General features: G+C 66.0%; 13 protein-coding genes. 4 read left to right on the plus strand and 9 right to left on the minus strand.

Features of this window, described 5'->3' with window-relative positions; all coding sequences use genetic code 11:
- Positions 1-6: 6 nt before the first annotated feature.
- Together KF724_05385 and KF724_05390 are read left to right on the plus strand one after the other, a co-directional pair.
- On the plus strand, positions 7-1,188 hold the full coding sequence (locus KF724_05385) for a fused response regulator/phosphatase (protein MBX3355113.1): 1,182 nt from the start codon (positions 7-9) through the stop codon (positions 1,186-1,188).
- Between the two features lie 3 nt (positions 1,189-1,191).
- A complete protein-coding gene (locus KF724_05390; protein MBX3355114.1) occupies positions 1,192-2,256 on the plus strand; it encodes an FAD:protein FMN transferase in 1,065 nt (354 codons plus the stop codon).
- Here the strand turns inward: KF724_05390 and KF724_05395 are convergent.
- The 8 genes from KF724_05395 to KF724_05430 form a co-directional block, all read right to left on the minus strand.
- Positions 2,192-2,899, minus strand: a complete 708-nt coding sequence (locus tag KF724_05395; protein MBX3355115.1) for a hypothetical protein — start codon at positions 2,897-2,899, stop codon at positions 2,192-2,194. The genes KF724_05390 and KF724_05395 overlap by 65 nt on opposite strands.
- Before the next feature lie 12 nt (positions 2,900-2,911).
- Positions 2,912-3,496, minus strand: a complete 585-nt coding sequence (locus tag KF724_05400) for a Gfo/Idh/MocA family oxidoreductase (GenBank protein ID MBX3355116.1) — start codon at positions 3,494-3,496, stop codon at positions 2,912-2,914.
- Positions 3,493-4,782 carry a Gfo/Idh/MocA family oxidoreductase gene (locus KF724_05405; protein ID MBX3355117.1) on the minus strand — a complete coding sequence of 430 codons (1,290 nt, stop codon included), beginning with the start codon at positions 4,780-4,782 and terminating at the stop codon, positions 3,493-3,495. Before KF724_05405 ends, KF724_05400 begins: the two co-directional genes overlap by 4 nt.
- The gene (locus tag KF724_05410; GenBank protein MBX3355118.1) at positions 4,779-5,807 is read right to left on the minus strand and encodes an SUMF1/EgtB/PvdO family nonheme iron enzyme; all 1,029 of its coding nucleotides are present in this window, start codon (positions 5,805-5,807) and stop codon (positions 4,779-4,781) included. Before KF724_05410 ends, KF724_05405 begins: the two co-directional genes overlap by 4 nt.
- A 3-nt stretch (positions 5,808-5,810) precedes the next feature.
- Positions 5,811-8,072, minus strand: a complete 2,262-nt coding sequence (locus tag KF724_05415) for a choice-of-anchor B family protein (protein MBX3355119.1) — start codon at positions 8,070-8,072, stop codon at positions 5,811-5,813.
- A 126-nt stretch (positions 8,073-8,198) separates the two neighbouring features.
- Positions 8,199-9,497, minus strand: coding sequence for a c-type cytochrome (locus tag KF724_05420; GenBank protein ID MBX3355120.1), 1,299 nt, complete (start codon positions 9,495-9,497; stop codon positions 8,199-8,201).
- A complete protein-coding gene (locus tag KF724_05425; GenBank protein MBX3355121.1) occupies positions 9,494-11,944 on the minus strand; it encodes a hypothetical protein in 2,451 nt (816 codons plus the stop codon). The genes KF724_05420 and KF724_05425 overlap by 4 nt, the downstream gene beginning before the upstream one ends.
- Positions 11,945-12,118: 174 nt before the next feature.
- The gene (locus KF724_05430) at positions 12,119-13,138 is read right to left on the minus strand and encodes an isocitrate/isopropylmalate dehydrogenase family protein (GenBank protein ID MBX3355122.1); all 1,020 of its coding nucleotides are present in this window, start codon (positions 13,136-13,138) and stop codon (positions 12,119-12,121) included.
- A gap of 221 nt (positions 13,139-13,359) precedes the next feature.
- On the opposite strand from KF724_05430, the gene KF724_05435 reads away from it, so the two are divergent.
- Both KF724_05435 and KF724_05440 read left to right on the plus strand, forming a co-directional pair.
- Positions 13,360-14,580 (plus strand): FAD-dependent oxidoreductase, encoded by a 1,221-nt coding sequence (locus KF724_05435; GenBank protein ID MBX3355123.1) that lies wholly within the window; start codon positions 13,360-13,362, stop codon positions 14,578-14,580.
- Complete coding sequence (locus tag KF724_05440) at positions 14,577-15,371, plus strand: aldo/keto reductase (GenBank protein ID MBX3355124.1); 795 nt, start codon at positions 14,577-14,579, stop codon at positions 15,369-15,371. The genes KF724_05435 and KF724_05440 overlap by 4 nt, the downstream gene beginning before the upstream one ends.
- A gap of 55 nt (positions 15,372-15,426) precedes the next feature.
- On the opposite strand, the gene KF724_05445 is transcribed toward KF724_05440, so the two are convergent.
- Complete coding sequence (locus KF724_05445) at positions 15,427-16,404, minus strand: LysM peptidoglycan-binding domain-containing protein (GenBank protein ID MBX3355125.1); 978 nt, start codon at positions 16,402-16,404, stop codon at positions 15,427-15,429.
- Positions 16,405-16,430 lie beyond the last annotated feature (26 nt).

Raw genomic sequence — 16,430 nt, forward strand, 5'->3', positions numbered from 1 at the left:
GGAATCATGCCCGTGCCCAACGAAACCGCACGATGTCGAGTCCTGCTCGTCGACGACCAGCCCATCATCGGCGAGGCCGTCCGTCGGATGCTGAGTGCGCAGCCGGACTTCGAGTTCGAGTACTGCCGCGACCCGCATCAGGCGATCGATCGGGCGATCGCCATTCGCCCGACGGTCATCCTCCAGGACCTCGTGATGCCCGAGGTCGACGGCCTCGATCTGGTCAAGGCCTATCGCGAGCGGGAGGAGACGCGAGAGATTCCACTCGTCGTCCTGAGTTCAAAGGAGGAGGCCGCGACCAAGGCGGATGCCTTCGCTCGCGGCGCCAATGACTATCTCGTGAAGCTCCCCGATGCCCTCGAGGTCCTCGCGCGCCTGCGCTACCACTCGCGCGGCTACATCGCGCAGCTCGAACGCAACGCCGCCTACAAGGCGCTCGATGAGAGCCGGGCGATGCTCATGGAGGAGGTTCGCCGCGCGGCGGAGTATGTGCAGAGCCTTCTGCCCGCGCCCCTCGAAGGACCAATCTCCACGCAGTGGCGCTTCATTCCCTCGGAATCTCTCGGGGGCGATTGCTTCGGCTATCACTGGATCGATGACGAGCGCCTCGCGATCTACCTGCTGGATGTCTGCGGCCATGGCGTCGGGCCCGCCCTGCTGGCCGTGAGTGCCATGAACATGATTCGCGGCGCTTCGATGCCCGGCGCGACGCCCGAGGATCCGGCGTCAGTGCTGCGAGGGCTGAACGAACTCTTCCCGATGACCCGCCACAACGGCATGTTCTTCACGCTCTTCTACGGGGTCTACGAGCGGCCATCGCGCACGCTGCGCTGGTCGAATGCAGGCCATCCACCGGCGCTGGTGGTCGCGCCCGACGGCGCTGCCCGCCGCCTCGATTCGCAGGGCCTGATGATCGGAGCGGTCGACGAGATGACCTGGTCGGCGGTGGAGACCGTCATCGAACCGGGAGCACGGCTGCTGATCTACAGCGATGGCCTCTATGAGCTCCGAATGAGCGATGGCTCCATGTGGAGTCTCGACGACTTCCTCGTTGGCGCCGCCACGGCCGAGCACGAGAGCGGCAACGCCCACGCCCTCGACGCGATTCTCGCACGCAGCAGGGCGATTCAGCGCCGCGACGACTTCTCTGACGACGCGAGCCTGCTCGAAGTCACCTTCCGGACATGAGCCGTGCGTTGGCCTGCGATCTCATTGACGCTGCTGACGATCATCGGCTGCGCCTCGCCACGCGCGGTCGAGCGACCTCCTGCCTTGCGAGAGACCTTCTCCGAGGTGCACATGGGCTCTCGCGCCCGGATCGTGATCGCCGGGGTCGATCACGCGACCGCGCGCGCCGCCGCCCGCGCCGCGTTTGACCGCATCGCGTGCCTCGAACGCACCCTTTCGGATTGGATGATCGACAGCGAGGTCGCTCGCGTTGCGCAGGCCGTGGCCGACGAGCCCGGCGCGATCGAAGTCTCCGAGGATCTTGCGAGGGCACTCTCCTGCGCACTCGTCATGTGGCAGGTGACCGATGGTCGTTTCGACCCAGCGCTCGGGGCCCTCACCACGCTCTGGCGCAGGGCGAAGCGCGAAGGATCACTTCCCTCCGAGGCCGAGATTGCTCTGGCTCGCCGCGCCACCGGCGCCGATGCGTTGCGCCTCGAGGGTCGGACGCTGATGATCAATCGCCCCGGCGTCAGCCTCGACTTCGGAGCGATCGGCAAGGGATGGGCCGCCGATGAGGCTCTCATGGTCCTCCGCGCGCATGGCTGCGGTGCGGCGCTCATCGACTTCGGTGGTGACCTCGTCTCAGGCGATGCGCCTCTCGGTGAATCGGGGTGGCGCGTGCGCATCGGCACCGCGGGCGATGTCATTCGCCTGCCTCCGGGAAGCGCCGTGGCCACCAGTGGCGACGCCGAGCGCTCGCTCGATGCCGACGGTACGCGACGCTCCCACCTGATCGCGCCCGATGTAGGGCTCGGCGTCATCGGAATTCCGGAGATCACGGTGATGGTGGTGCCCCATGACGGCACCGCCGATCACCTCAGCGGCGCATGCGGTCCCGGCGCGATCGCCGACGCACTCGCGACAGCCTTGGGAACGAGTGATCAAGCGGCTCGTGAGCGGCTGCTTCGACATCGTCCCGAGGTCACCGTGTGGATCAACGATGGCCTCGGAACAACGCGGCTCAGCCCTTCGCTCGGCGCGGCGGTCGACCGGGCACCGCGATCGGATCCTGCTCTCGCGCCGTGAAGGCAAGATCTTCAGGCGGGCGAAGGTCGAGCGGGTGATCGAGCGCCTCCTGCCATGAAAGATCGCGTCCCGTGTACGCGGCGATGCGCCCCATGATTGCGGCCAGTGTGCTGAGCGCCACCGTCTCACCCTCGTTCATCGGTGAACCGCTTCGAATGGCCGCGATGAAATCAACCCACGACTCGAGGTAGGGATTGCGCGCTTCGCCTTGGAAGCGCCAGGCGCGACGACCCCGCGCCTCGGCCATGCCAGGCGCCAGGCGGATGACTCCATCGGGCCCGTGAATGATCTCCTCCACTCGCCCGGTGGTGCCCTCCTGCTGGCGCGCCATGCTCAGGGCGAAGCGCTCGCCGGGATACTCGAAGTCAACGGCGAAGTGGTCATAGATGTGACCGAACTCGGGCGTCGTGCGCGCCTGTCGGCCGCCCACGGCGCAGGCTCGAACTGGCCACGCGTCAAACACCCAATTCACCACATCGATGTTGTGGACATGCTGCTCTACGATGTGGTCGCCGGAAAGCCATGTGTGATAGAGCCAGTTGCGAATCTGATTCTCGACATCGCTTCGAGACTCCTGCGGAGGGACGCTCCAGAGTCCACCCATGTTCCAGAAGCAGCGGGCGGCAACCGGTTCTCCGATCACTCCCCCGCGGAGTCAATCGATCGCTTGGCGATAGCTCTGCTCGTGGCGTCGCTGCGTGCCTGCAAGCACCTTGAGATCGCGCCTGTCGGCGAGTTCTGCCGCCGCGCGAACCTGCCGCACTCCCGCAGGGCACACCGCGACCGGCTTCTCAATGAAGGCGTGTCGCCCTCGCTCGATCACCGCCTGGAAGTGCGCTGGCCTGAAACCCGGCGGCGTGGCGAGAATGACGATGTCGAGATCGACATCGAGGAGTTGGCGATTGGCGTCGAAGCCTGCAAAGCAGCGCTCCGGCGAAACCTCCCCACGGCTTCCGCCATGCTCGGAGAGATTGCGGCGAGCGGTCTCAAGTCGATCGCCGAAGAGGTCGGCAAGGGCCACGATCCGCACCGAGGGGTCCGCGTGCAGCGCATTGAGCGCAGCGCCTGAACCGCGTCCTCCGCAACCGATGACCCCGACTCGGAGTTCATCGATCGGCGCGGAGCCGCCGGGAGCGGGCTCATCGTCGGCTCGGGCCTCTCCCAGCGCCGCCGCGCCGAGAGCGCCCGCAGCGGTCGCAGCCCCGTGCAACATGAAGGTGCGCCGCGTCAGGTCGCTCACGCGCGCCTCCTCTGTCCAGGTCGCCGAGGCTCGGGGAATGGAAGTGGACCGAACTCATAGGTCTCCGGCCCGAGGCGATCGTTGTTTCCCTGGAAGCGATCCCATTCCATCAAGGCGCCCGAGTACGCCGCCTCACGACCGAGAATGGCCATGTAGCAACTGTCCGCCATGAAGTCGTGGAAGATGCGCTCCCGTCGCCCGAGAATCGCCTCCACCAGCTCGCGCTGCTGTACTTCGTACATGTTCGGCGGCATGCGATCCGAGGACCACTGCCATGGATCAGCACCAGTCAGTTCGAGGCGTGGTCCCCAGCCGTTCACGAAGCCGAAACCCCGCGTGCCGACGAGTCCCTCGGTGTTCTCCTGGTGCGTGCCCGGTTGCTGACGGCACATGAGCAATGAGCGGCGACCGTCGGCATACTCGTAGCTGACCGCGAAGTGATCCCAACTGTCGCCTCGCTCGGGAATCGACTCTCGAACTCCGCGCCCGCCGGTGGCGGTGCAGCGCACGGGCAGGGCGCCGTCCATGAACCAGAGCAGCTTGTCGGCGGAGTGCACCGCCTGCTCGACAAGGTGATCGCCCGAGAGCCAGGTGAAGTGCTGCCAGTTCCGAAGCTGGAATTCAAGATCGCTCCAAGACTCCTGCCGGGGCCGAGTGCCGAGCGGCGAGGTCAGGTAGAGCGCATGGATCGCGACCACATCGCCGATCCGACCTGCCCGCAGCCGTTCAACCAGTTGGCGCTCCGGTTCACTGGAACGCCAGCAGAACCCGCTCGCGATGTTGAGCCCCTTCGGCTGCGCCTCGCGCAACGCGCGCTGCACGCGGTGATATCCGGGCACATCGACACAGACCGGCTTCTCGCAGAAGACATGCTTGCCCGCCGCAACAGCCGCTTCGAGATGCGCAGGCCTGAAGTGAGGCGGCGTCGCCAGGATGACCATGTCCACGCCGGAGTCGATCACCTTCTGAAAGGCATCGATGCCGACGAACTGGCGCTCCGGTGGAAGATCGATGCGATCGGCGAGCTCCGTGATGCCCGCGAAACTCTGAACGGCCGCATCGACATGATCGGGAAAGACATCGCCCACGGCCCACAACTGCACCGCGGGATCGGCGCTGATCGCCTGAACCGCAGCACCTCGTCCTCGCCCGCCACACCCGATGAGCCCTACTCGCAGCCGCTCGCTGCCGGGCGCGCGGCCCCACACCCTCGGCACGGCGAGAAGAGCTGCGGCGGCGGTCGTGGCTTGGACGAAGGTCCGGCGCGAGAGTGGCGCAGCGGTCATGGTCGTGGCTCCGTAGCTGGAACGGGTCGTGGGGTCGGTGCGGCAGGCTCTTCCGTCGGCGGGGTGGTTGATGGGAGTGATTCGGATGGCTGACGCGATGGCTCCTCAACGACCACACGAAAGCCGACGAACCCCCCATCAGCGAGCCACCAGATGCTCTTGGGAATCTGCGGGTCGCTCGCGTTCCAGGCTGGATCGCGCTCGAGCGCCATCGCACAGCTCATGGTCGCCGCCGAGTCGCGGAAGGAGCCGCCAACCACCCGGAACGCCCCATCACCGGCATCGACCCACTCCGCGGCGTTCCCGAAGAGGTCATGAAGCCCGAGCCGATCGGCTTGACGACTCCGAACCGGATGGGTCTTCTGCCCTGCGTTCTCGGCGCACCATGCGAAGTCGGGAAGCGACGCGGCATCGATCCCGCTTCGCTCACAGGCGCGGCGCCACTCATCGAGCGTGGGAAGCCGCAGCGTCCTGCCACTTCGGGCGGAGAGCCATTGACAGAACTCCGTGGCGAGGCGGTGGTTGACACTGATTGCAGGGAATCCGCTCTTTCCGAAGCCCCGGTCCATGCTGATGTAGGGCTTGCTGGGCCGAGTGATGCCATCAACTTCGGTGGCCTCATCATCTTCGAGGTCGAAGGCGTAGACAAAGGCATCGAGCATGTCCCAGGTGATCTCGCTGCGACTCATCCAGAGAGGGCGATCGAGTCCGAGGTCGACGCGGACCAACTCAAGGTCGAGGGCGGAGCCGGGAATGGGAATGACGACGCGCTCGATCGACTCGACGCTCGGCTGAGAGTCCGCACGCTGCTCACGGGGGACTGGCGGCGTTGCGACCGCTGGCTCCTCGCGCGCCTGGCTCCCTTCCGGCGCGGAGTGAAGCTGCGGTGCGAGCGCACTCCCGATCAACGAGATGGCGAACACAAGTCGAGCGGCCCACCGGCGCGTGTCACGGGGGCCACCACCGTGCAGCCCATCGAGGTGGACCGCTTGACAGTGATCCTCGCCGTCACCCGTGAAGGACACGACTCAGCTCCAGTTGCCCAGCAGAATCGCCAGATCCGATCCGTCGACCGTCCCGTCGCCGTTCAGGTCGCCAGTGCCGGATCCGCCCCAGTTGCCGAGGAGGAGCGCGATGTCGGCACCATTGACCACGCCGTCGCCGTTCAGGTCACCAGGCACCACCGGCGTGCATCCGTAGCCAACAATGGCGACGGTGTCGACGGCAGCTTCAACCAGCGCCTGAGCACCGAGATCCTGGGCACGGAAGCGCACCCGCATGTTCTCAGTCAGCGGCACATAGTCAGCCAAGCGCCAGGAGTACGGCACCCACGAGGTCGTGCTGTTGTTGATGTTCGTGATCAGCGTCCATGTGGCGCCGCCATTGTTCGAGACATGCACTGGCATGACATCGACGCCGGGGTTCGCGCCCTTGTCATTGCTGTACCAGACGAACGCGGTGAAGTAGATGTCGTCGGCGCCGCCGGTTCCAAAGACGGGCGAGATGAGCGTCGTGATGCCGTTGTCGACATCGTTTGCACCTGCGCCGCCGCCGGGGTGCTGACCGGTGAAGGCGCAGTTGGGACCGGAGACTTCAGGCTGATGGCCGCCGTTGGGCTGGGCCGTCGTTCCGATCGGATTGCCTCGCTCCCACACTCCACCCGTCGCAGTGTCGCCCGCGACGCCGTAGGTCCAGCCCTTGTCGCTCTCGAAGTCATCGTCCCAGACCATCGACTGGCTCACGGCGATGAGCGCCGAGTAGGCCCCCGGCGCCGCGGGATCGGAGACGGTCACGCCTCCGGCCACCTTGGCGGTGAATCGAAGTCCGATCTTTGTTCCGCACGGCAGCGATGGCACGGTTGCCGACCAGAGCTCTCCACCAACAGGTGACATCGGCACCTCGATCGGTGCCCCGGCGCCGGTCACGATCATCTTCGCTGTTCCGGGTTCGATCTCGGCGCCGGCGATCGGCGTGATCTGCACGGTGATCGACTGCCCCGCAGGCGAGACAAGCGAAGGCACACCATTGGGATAGGAGATCGCCAGGGTCTCGTTGGAGATGCGCCAGACAAAGAGGCCCCTCTGAAGATCACTGCCGATCACGGTGCCGCTTGGGAAGAACGGGTAGTTGCTCCAGAGCCCGGCGTAGCCCGCCGTATCGTTCTCCGGGTAGGTATCGAACCACGCCACCTCCACGGGATTCGTTCGATTGGAGATGTCGAAGATGCGGAGCCCGCTCTTGTAGTTCGAGCAGAAGAGCAGATCCCCTCGAACATACTCATTGTGGTCCACCGTCTGGAGACCGGTGGTGTAGGTGCCCGCCAGCGTGGGCTGACTCAGATTGGAGATGTCGATGATCCGGCCGACGGAGAAGAGCCCGTGGTTCTGCTCGTCGATCTCATCATTGAGATACGCGAACTGGAGATCCTCGCTCGGCCAGAGCTGGTGCGAGTAGGCCGCATTCGGGTAGTAGAACTGCGACATGACCTGGAGCGATGACTTGTTGGTCACATCGATGATGGTCACCCCCGTGTCGACATGACCGCTGTTGAAACCGCCGCAGGCGAAGAAGACCTCGCGACCGGCGTAAGGCCCGCTCTCATAGGTCACCACATAGCCGTCGTGGACATAGCGATCGGGCCACGACGCCACGAACTGCGGCTGTGCCGGATTGGGTTCAAGGTTGTAGATGCGAAGTCCGTTGCTTCCCCCGCCCATGCGATAGAGGTAGCCGGACTTCTCATTGATGATCATGGTGTGCGTCGCCTGCGTTCCGCCCGTGGTCACGCTCGGGAATGTCGTCACGAGGCCCGCGTCGATGAGCGAGAGATCGAAGACCTGGATGCCGCCACCACCTTCACTCACGGCATACATCCAGTTCTTGTAGGTCTTGATGTTGCGCCAGAGGCTCTGCGGTCCCGGCAGGAACGCCACGATCTGCGCCTGCTCGGGATTGGTGATCTCGACGATGCCGGTACCGTGACTCAGCCCCATCAGCGCGTACTCGCGCCCCGACGGGCTCACATAGCCCCAGCAGTCATTGCCGCTGGTGTTCTGCGTGCCGAAGGTGGTCACCGGGAACCAGGAGAGAAGCTGCACGCCGTCCGAAGTGAAGCTCTCGGCCACACCACCTTCGCTCGACGCCCCTTCGATTCCGAGTCGCCACGCCGGCGCGACGACCGGTGGTTCCCAGTGCTTCGCCTTCGGGTCGTCCGCGTGCCCAAGGACACCAGCCGCAAGCATGGCGGCCGACAGCGACGCGGCGATCGATCGGGGCATCATCATCGTCATCAACATCTCCAGGCGAAGTGCGGTCAGGGATGCCCCGGACAACTCGATCGAGTGTAGTCCCGATTCCGATGCCTGGCGCTCTCGGAACTTCGACTCTGGGTGTGATCGACGAATTCTCTTCGCTGGTTACTCGGGCTCGTTGAGCGAGATCGGTCGAAGCAGTGACTCATCAGGCAGAGGCCCGTCGAGAGTCCGAAGAAAGGCGACCAAGTCGGCGACCTGTTCGTCCGAGAGCCCCAGCGGTTCCAGTACGCGCTCGCCATGATGGTCCGCGATCGCACCATCGAGGGTGTTGTAGAAGTTGACCACCTCTTCGAGCGTTTCGAACTGACCTGCGTGCATGTATGGGGCTGTGCGCCCGACATTGCGCAGTGAGGGCGTCCGAACCGCGCCCCACAGTCCCGGCTCTTCGGTGAGGGCCAGCGTCAGTTGGGCTCGCGAGCCGGAGGGATCGTCGGAGTAGCGCCCCGCTGCATTGAAGTCGCTCGCCTGGAGTCGTGCGATCGCATCAAGGCGTCCCCGATCCTTCGGCAGACCACCACCCAGCGGCGGCACACCAATCGAGTGGAAGGCGCCATCAGAGAGGAACGCGCCATGGTGGCAGCGCCAGCACCCTGCCGTGGTCAGGAAGAGCTTCAAGCCCCGCTGCTCGGAGTCGCCGAATCCGGGCACCGGCATGTTGCTTCGGGCGCGGTGCCGCTCGATCTCCATGTCGAAGAGGCTCGGACCAGTGCGCAGCCGGCGCTCGTAGGCAGCGATCGCCTTCCCGATGTTGCTGAACGCGCGATTGACCGCCACGCGCTCATCGCTGGTCGCATGGTCCGGATCGGCGGTCGGCGGCAGAGCCCCGAAGACGGCTTCGAACTCACGCTTCAACTCCGGGATGGCGCGGATGCGCTCGATGACTTCGAAGCGCGTGAGGCCCATTTCGGCAGGGTCCTCAAAGGGATGAAGCGCCTGACTCCACAAGGAGTCGGCCCGACCATCCCAGGTGAAGAAGGGAAAGTCGGAGATGTCAAGCAGCGTCTGGGTGTTCCGGGTTCCCTCGGAGAGTCCCATGGCAAGACGCCTTCCATCGGTGAAGCCCCGCTGTGGATCGTGGCAGGTGGCGCAACTCACTTCGTTGTTGGCCGAGAGCCGCGGCTCGAAGAAGAGAATCTGGCCAAGCCGGGCCGCTTCACGAGAGTCGGCCACCAGGTTCGTCGAATCGGGCATGAAGTCGCGCGGCCTCGACATGCGAAGGAGCCGACGCAATTGACTGCTTCCGATCTCTCGAGGATCCTCGACTTCGGCTGGAGCTTGATCATCGTCGCGACCGGGGACCGAGGCCGCCGTAGCCACCATGGCCGCGGAGAGGAGTCCCGCCCCGATGCAGAGTGACATGACGACTCGAGAAGTGCGCGGACAGCGTCGGACCGTGTTCATTCGTCATCCTCCATGATCACTTCATCCTGATAGCGAATGGTGCGACCATCACGCTTGAGGTCGAAGTAGAGTTCCCATGCTCCCGGCATGTGAAAGAGCATCGGGCCGACAACGAAGTCATCGGATCCCTCGGGCCGGATGGTCCGAGGAGCAAGGTTCATCCCATGACCGTGATGCGGCATCGCCGCATCGGCCTCGAGAGCGAAGTGATCGGCGAGAGGGCGCGTGTTTCGAGGCTCGGATTCGAGACTCACCCGCATGTAGAAGAGATCGGCGAGCGGAATCTCCGCGAGCACCTCGCCCCGCTCAGAGATGGGAGTCCACTTCAGTCGAGGCCCCTTCGCGTGCGCCTCGAGTGTTCGAGGAAAGGGCCCGGCCTCGGTCGCCGGCACAGGCCGCGCAAATCCGCTCGGTGCCCGCTTCGGAAGGATGACCGGCGGCATCGCGTCGGGCATGCGCGGACGAAGCACCGCTCGGCCAATTCCGAAGCGGCTCAGCCACTGGCCCTCCGCGTCGTAGCGCTGCATGCGGTGGTTGCCCCAGTCGATCACGAAGATGGAGCGATCGCCTCCGCCCGCCACACCTCGCGGATGCCAGAGCAGACCATCCTCGACGCCATGAAGGCGCTGCGACGATCGCACCGAGCCATCGAGAGCGAGGATGACAAGACGATCATCGGTGCCCGTGGCCGCCAGCGTCTCTTCATCGATCCAGGTGATCGCCTTGGCTCGGCGGAGTTCTGGCGGCCGGGCCACGACGCGCGCATTGCCCGTGCCGCGAAGAGGCACGATTGCAGCAAGTCGCTCCGGATCATCACGATCGAGAATCGCCAGTTGCAGGCCATCGGGCGACACGGCGATGGCGGTCGGTCGGCGAGGAAACCCCATATCGGCACCGGGGAGAAGCGCCCTCGGCTCGAGTGATTGATCATCAAGGCGCAACACGGCGCCTCGGGCGCGATCAAGAAGGAGAACCTCTCCCGGCGCGCGGGCGATGGCGATGGGTTCCACGCGCTCCCCGAGACCATCTGAGGCGTGGGCTGCGCGGCCGATCGGATCGAAGTCGATCGCCTGCGTGACCGAACCCATGAAGGGATCGAATCGGAGCCCCTGATCGACATCGCGCCGGAGGGTCCACTCGACGAGGCGATCATTGCCTTCATCGAGAATCCAGACGCGCTCGCTCGCTTCGTCGGCGGCAATCGAGGTGATCCGCCCGATCTCATGGACGCGCCGGCCCGGGGCTCCGAAAGTCGTCACATGCGTCGGACGCTCCTGCCTCAGGTCGAAGATGACGACGGCGGAGGCCTCGGGCTCCCACGCGGCGAGCAGGGTTCCATCCACCGCGATGCCTTCGCCGAAGTGGCTAGAGACACCATCGCGGAAGGAGAGCGGCGGCTCGAGCGGAACTCGCTCCCCCTCCATGCTGCGGCGGAAGATCTGCACGCGGCGCTCGAAGGGCTCCGCCACGGCGAAGGTGTTCCTGCCCGGATCGGCGGCAACCGCGACGGGATAGTGGATGCGCCCCCCCGCTTCGCGCGGCACGACCGCATGCATCCCCCACATGAGGATGAAGTCACCATCCTCGTTGAAGCGCTGCACTCGGTGATTGAAGTGATCCACCACCAGCAGCGTGCCGTCACTCGCCTTGATGGACCACGGGCGTTCGAACTGGCCAGGCATGGCGCCGCGCGTGCCGAAGGTGAGTTCATGCCGGCCGTTCACACCGAAGCGCTGAACGCGATGGTTGTCCGAGTCGACCACGAAGAGTCGCCCTGCCGGATCGAAGACGACGGCAGATGGTGCCCTGAACTCTCCGTTGGCGGTGCCGCGAGAGCCGATGACGGTGGGATCGCGGTCGAGATTCGAAGCATCAAAGAGCAGCACGCGATCGCTTCCGGTGTCGGCCACAGCGATGCGAGCGCCATCGGGCGAGAGCGCGATCCCCTGCGCATGGCGCAAGGAGCCGAAGCGTGCGACAACCTCGCCGTCACGCGAGAGGCGCTCACCGCGGCCTCGCAAGGCATCGATGAGGAAGATGGACCCATCGGGCGAGAGCGCCATCGCCGCGACCTCGCGCTCGGGCAATCCGGGCACGCGCACGCGATGGATGGCCATCCCGACTGGATCGAGTTCGAGAATGCCCTCCTCACCGGCCGCGACGAGAAGAGTGCCGTCTGATTCAAAGGCAAGATCGAGCGGCTGCTCGACCCCGATGACACCCACACCCACCGCCTCGGGCGCCGGCTGGGTGGCGCGGGGGAACGCACCGGAGTCGGACTGACCAGCCGGTGCGGCGGCGGGCGAGCGAGGTGCCGGCGCGGATTGTGGCGCGGCGGCCGGAGATCGGGGCACTGGCGCGGGTTGCGGCGCGGCAGACCATGCGGGCGAAAGGAGCGTGGCGGCGAAACACGAGGCCACCGACATGGACCATCGAACGGAGTGCATGAAGGGCGAAGTCTATCCCCGGGTCGCGCGGATGACTCTCGAACTCCGGGAACACTCCCTCCCCGGCGCGCCACTTCAGTCGGATTGTGGACACAGGCGCCCGCCTGCTGCACGCGGGTGCAGCACTCCCGTGCTGCGACGCGCACGCGCCGATCAGTCAGCCGTCAATGCCCGTCAAAGTCGCGCGATGATCGCGTCGGCGAAGGCCTCGGTGCCAAGCGATCCGCCGAGATCGCGCGTTCGGGCGCCATCGACGAGGGCGCGGTTGTATGCGTTTCGAATGCGCGTCGCGATCTCACCCGCCGCCGTGTCACCGCGCGTGGCCGCGAGGTGGTTGAGCAGCATGACGGAGCTCATCAGGAGCGAGAGCGGATTGGCCACCCCCTTGCCGGCGATATCCGGGGCGCTGCCATGGACGGCCTCGAAGACCGCATCGCCCTCGCCATAGTTGGCCCCCGGTGCGACGCCAAGACCACCGACGAGACCAGCGCAGAGATCGCTGACCACATCGCCGTAGAGGTTCTCCATCAGGATGACATCGAAGCGCGCGGGATCCTGCACCAGGCGCATGCAGGCGGCGTCGATGATCAACTCCTCGTACTCAACCTGCGGGAACTTCGCCTCGCGCACCTCGCGGGCGCAGCGGATGAAGAGTCCATCGGTCAGCTTCATGATGTTCGCCTTGTGGAAGACGCTGATCTTGCGGCGCCCCCGTGCAATGGCATAGGTGAAGGCGAACTCAGCAATGCGCCGGCACGCCGCGTCGGTCGCCACCTTCAGGCTGGTGACGACCCCCTTCGTGACCTCGTTCTCGATGCCCGCATAAAGCCCCTCGGTGTTCTCACGAACAATGACAAGGTCGACACCTTCATATCGAGTCTTCACGCCCTCGAGGGAGCGCACGGGACGCACCGCGGCGTAGAGGTTGAGCGTCTTTCGAAGCGCGACATTCACGCTCGAGAATCCCGCGCCGACCGGGGTGGTGCAGGGCCCCTTGAGCGCCACACCACACGACCTGATCGCCTCGACCGTGTCAGCCGGCAGCGTTTCGGTTGCCCCGCGCTCGATGGCTCCAAGCCCCGCGTGCCGCTCGATCCACTCGATGTCCGCGCCCGCCGCATCGAGGATGCGGACGACAGCTCGGCTGACTTCGGGACCAATCCCATCTCCAGGAATCAGGACCGCACGACGCATGCAACACGCTCCAGTGAAGAGGCGATCGACTCACCAGGGCTGCGGGAGTCGTCTGGTTCTCGGGGTTCGGGAGAGACCAAGGGGAATCGGAAGGCGGAAGGCACTCGGGCGTTCATCGGCAGAGTCGATCAACAGCTCGATCAAGCAGCGACGGAATCGCGTCATCGCATCGGGCCCGCCCCGGCGCGAATCGACAAGGGTACCATCGCGCTCACCAACGCATGACCACGGCTGATCCTGCGTGCGAGTGTCTCATCTTCGGCGGCGGCGCCGCCGGGCTCTTTACGCTCGCAGCCCTTCGAAGCGAGGGAATCTCAACCCTGCTTCTCGAGCGGAGCGCCCTCGGTGCCGGACAGACGCGCTGCGCTCAGGGCATCATTCATGGCGGAACGAAGTACGCCCTTGGCGGCATCGTCGGTGCCGACTCGCGAGCCATTGCAGGCATGCCGGAGCGCTGGCTCCGAATGTACCGGGGCGAGGAGAGCCCATCGCTGGCGACCGCCACGCTGCGCAGCGGACATGGCTGGCTATGGGCGAGTGATGGCCTCGCCGGGCGGCTCGGCATGCTCGGTGCGTCGGTGGCGCTTCGGACGCGTCCCGAGGCCTCGTCGCTCGAAGAGCGCCCTGAACCACTGCGCCGTGTGCGCGGCCGCGTGCTTCGACTTCCGGAGCCGATCTTCGATCCCTCATCGGTGCTCGCCGCCATCGCCGAGGCGCACCGCGGCTTCATCGCCCGATACGACGAGGAGAGCCTCGAGATCGACTCGACTTCACCGGAACCTCGGCTTCGGGTCAGCCTGCATGGAGCGCGAGGCCCGCTCGCCATTGAACTCAGGCCGCGCTGCGTGATTCTCGCCGCCGGTGTCGGGAACGAACAGCTTCGCGCTCGATTTCATCTCACGCCGAATGCAACACAGCGTCGTCCGCTGCATCAGGTGCTTCTGCGTTCACGGGAGCTTCCTTGGCTCGATGGTCACTGCGTCCAGGGGGACCGTACGCGCGTGACCATCACCAGTGCGCGTGATGACGAGGGTCGGACCATCTGGCACCTGGGCGGCCAACTCGCCGAGGAGGGCGTCGAACGCGAGAGGCCCGCGCAGTGCCGGCACGCGATCGCGGAGCTCCGGTCGATCCTTCCCGACGCGGCGATTGATGGGGCTGAGATCACGAGCTATCGGGTCGATCGAGCGGAGCCGAGCCATGGCCAGCGGCGCCCCGATGATGCCTGTGCCCGCTCCGAGGGGCGCACGCTCTCGCTCTGGCCGACGAAGCTGGCACTGGCCCCGCGGGCCGCGGAGCTCGCACTCGACCACATCCGAACCACGGCTCAACGATCCACGGGGGCCGCGAGCCGGGCCTTGATGGAGCCTCTCGACCTTGAGCCTCCCCCATGCGCCCCCGCGCCATGGCATGATGCCCTCGAGTGGAGCGTCATCCAGTGAGCCGAGTCCAACTGCCGACACGCCCCTTTCCCACTCTCGAGCGCGAGGTCGGAGTCATCTCGCTCGGCGCGTTCAAGATCGGGCGGCGCGACCCGGGCAAGTACGCCACCGATGATCCCCTGCCCTCCGACGCCGAAAGCACTTCACTCATTCACGGAGCGATCGATTTCGGCATCGATCTGATCGACACCGCGCCTGCCTACGGTCTCAGCGAAGCGCGGGTCGGTGCGGCGCTGGCGTCGCGGCACAGCGGCGTCGTCATCTCGACCAAGGCTGGAGAAGAGCTAGGTCCGACAGGTTCCATCTTCAACTATTCCGAGGCGGCGATTGAAGCGAGCGTCTGTCGCAGCCTGGTGCGGCTGCGACGGCCGTCGCTCGACCTCGTCTTCATCCACTCCGATGGCAATGACCTGCACATTCTCGGCGAAGGCACCGCCGTCGCCACGCTCGATCGGCTGCGGCGCCAGGGTCTGCTCCGTGCGGTGGGCTTCAGCGGAAAGCGCGTCGAGGGAGGGCTCGCCGCGCTCAACGATCCGAGGATCAACGCGGTGATGGTCGAGTACAACCCTGCGTCGACCTCGCAGCTTCCCGTGATCGAGATGGCGGGCCGGCTCGGCAAGGCGGTGCTCGTGAAGAAACCACTCGCGCAAGGGCGGCTGGCACCCGAAGAGGCCATTCCCTTCATTCTGGCGCGACCCGAGGTGACGACCGTGGTCATCGGTTCGCTTCGCCTCGAGCATCTCGAACGCGCATGTCGCATCGCGGCGGGAGTCACTCCCCGGACGGTGTGAACCTCCGGGCTGCAGCCCGTCACGAGCGCGAGATCACAGCAGACGCTGCGATGGCTCAGTTCGTGCCGCGAGCCGGAATCACGAGAGAGTCGCCGACGCGAAGGCGCGACGGATCGTCACCGATCGTCGAGCGATTCGCCTCGAAGATCCTTCGCCAGGCGCTCTCGGCCTTCGTGCCGTAGTAGCGCTCGGCAATGGCCGCGAGCGTCTCGCCGCGCTTCACAATGTGGCGCCCCGCCGCCGTGGCCGTCGGAGCCTGATCGGCCGGCGGAGCGCCGCCACTTGCGGCGCCTCCGGTCGATCCACCTGCGGTTCCCGATCCCGAGCCCGCCGCCGGTGTTGTAGCGGACGCCGGCAGCGGAGTGTCCTGCGCCGGAAGTCGGATGCGCTGCCCGACTGCGAGGCGGTTCGGATCAACTCCAGGATTCGCTTCGACAATCAGGACCACCTTGCGACGATCTCCGAAGTACTCCTCGGCGATCGAGGTGAAGGTGTCACCTTCAATGATGATGTACTCGCGCGCGCCGCTCGGTGCCGGGGCGGGTCGCGGCGGTGCCGGAACGACAGGGGCCGGAGTCACCGGTGCAGGTGTGACGGGCGCGGGGGCGACCGGCGTCGGCGCGGGAGTGACCGGAGTGTCAGACGATGGCGCGTCTGCGGCGCCCTCGCCCGCGTTCACGGGCGCGGGGTCCGGCGTTGGACGGACCGGTGCGACGGGTGACGGTGCCGATGCGCCGGATTCACCGACCGAAGTGCCATTCCGCTCCGGTCGCGGAGTCACGGGGTCAGGAGTCGGCGTGCGAACGGGTGGCTGTGCAACAGGACGAGATGGCGCTTCGTCGCGCCACCCACCGGGCCGCTCATTCGCAGGAAGTCGACCGGGCGATGGAGGCGCCGACGGTGTCGTGCGAGGCTCAGGGTCCGGCGAGCTCGTCGCCGGCTTCGAACCTCCCGGCGGAAAGAACGCCATGTAAAGACCGGCGCCTGCGAAGACCAGGACGAGCGCGACGAGCAGCTTGGCTCCGTTGTTCATGACGACCTCCTCCGTGAGGGTCTCAT

This window comes from Phycisphaeraceae bacterium (assembly GCA_019636735.1).
In the GTDB taxonomy this organism is placed as follows: Bacteria; Planctomycetota; Phycisphaerae; order Phycisphaerales; family SM1A02; genus VGXK01.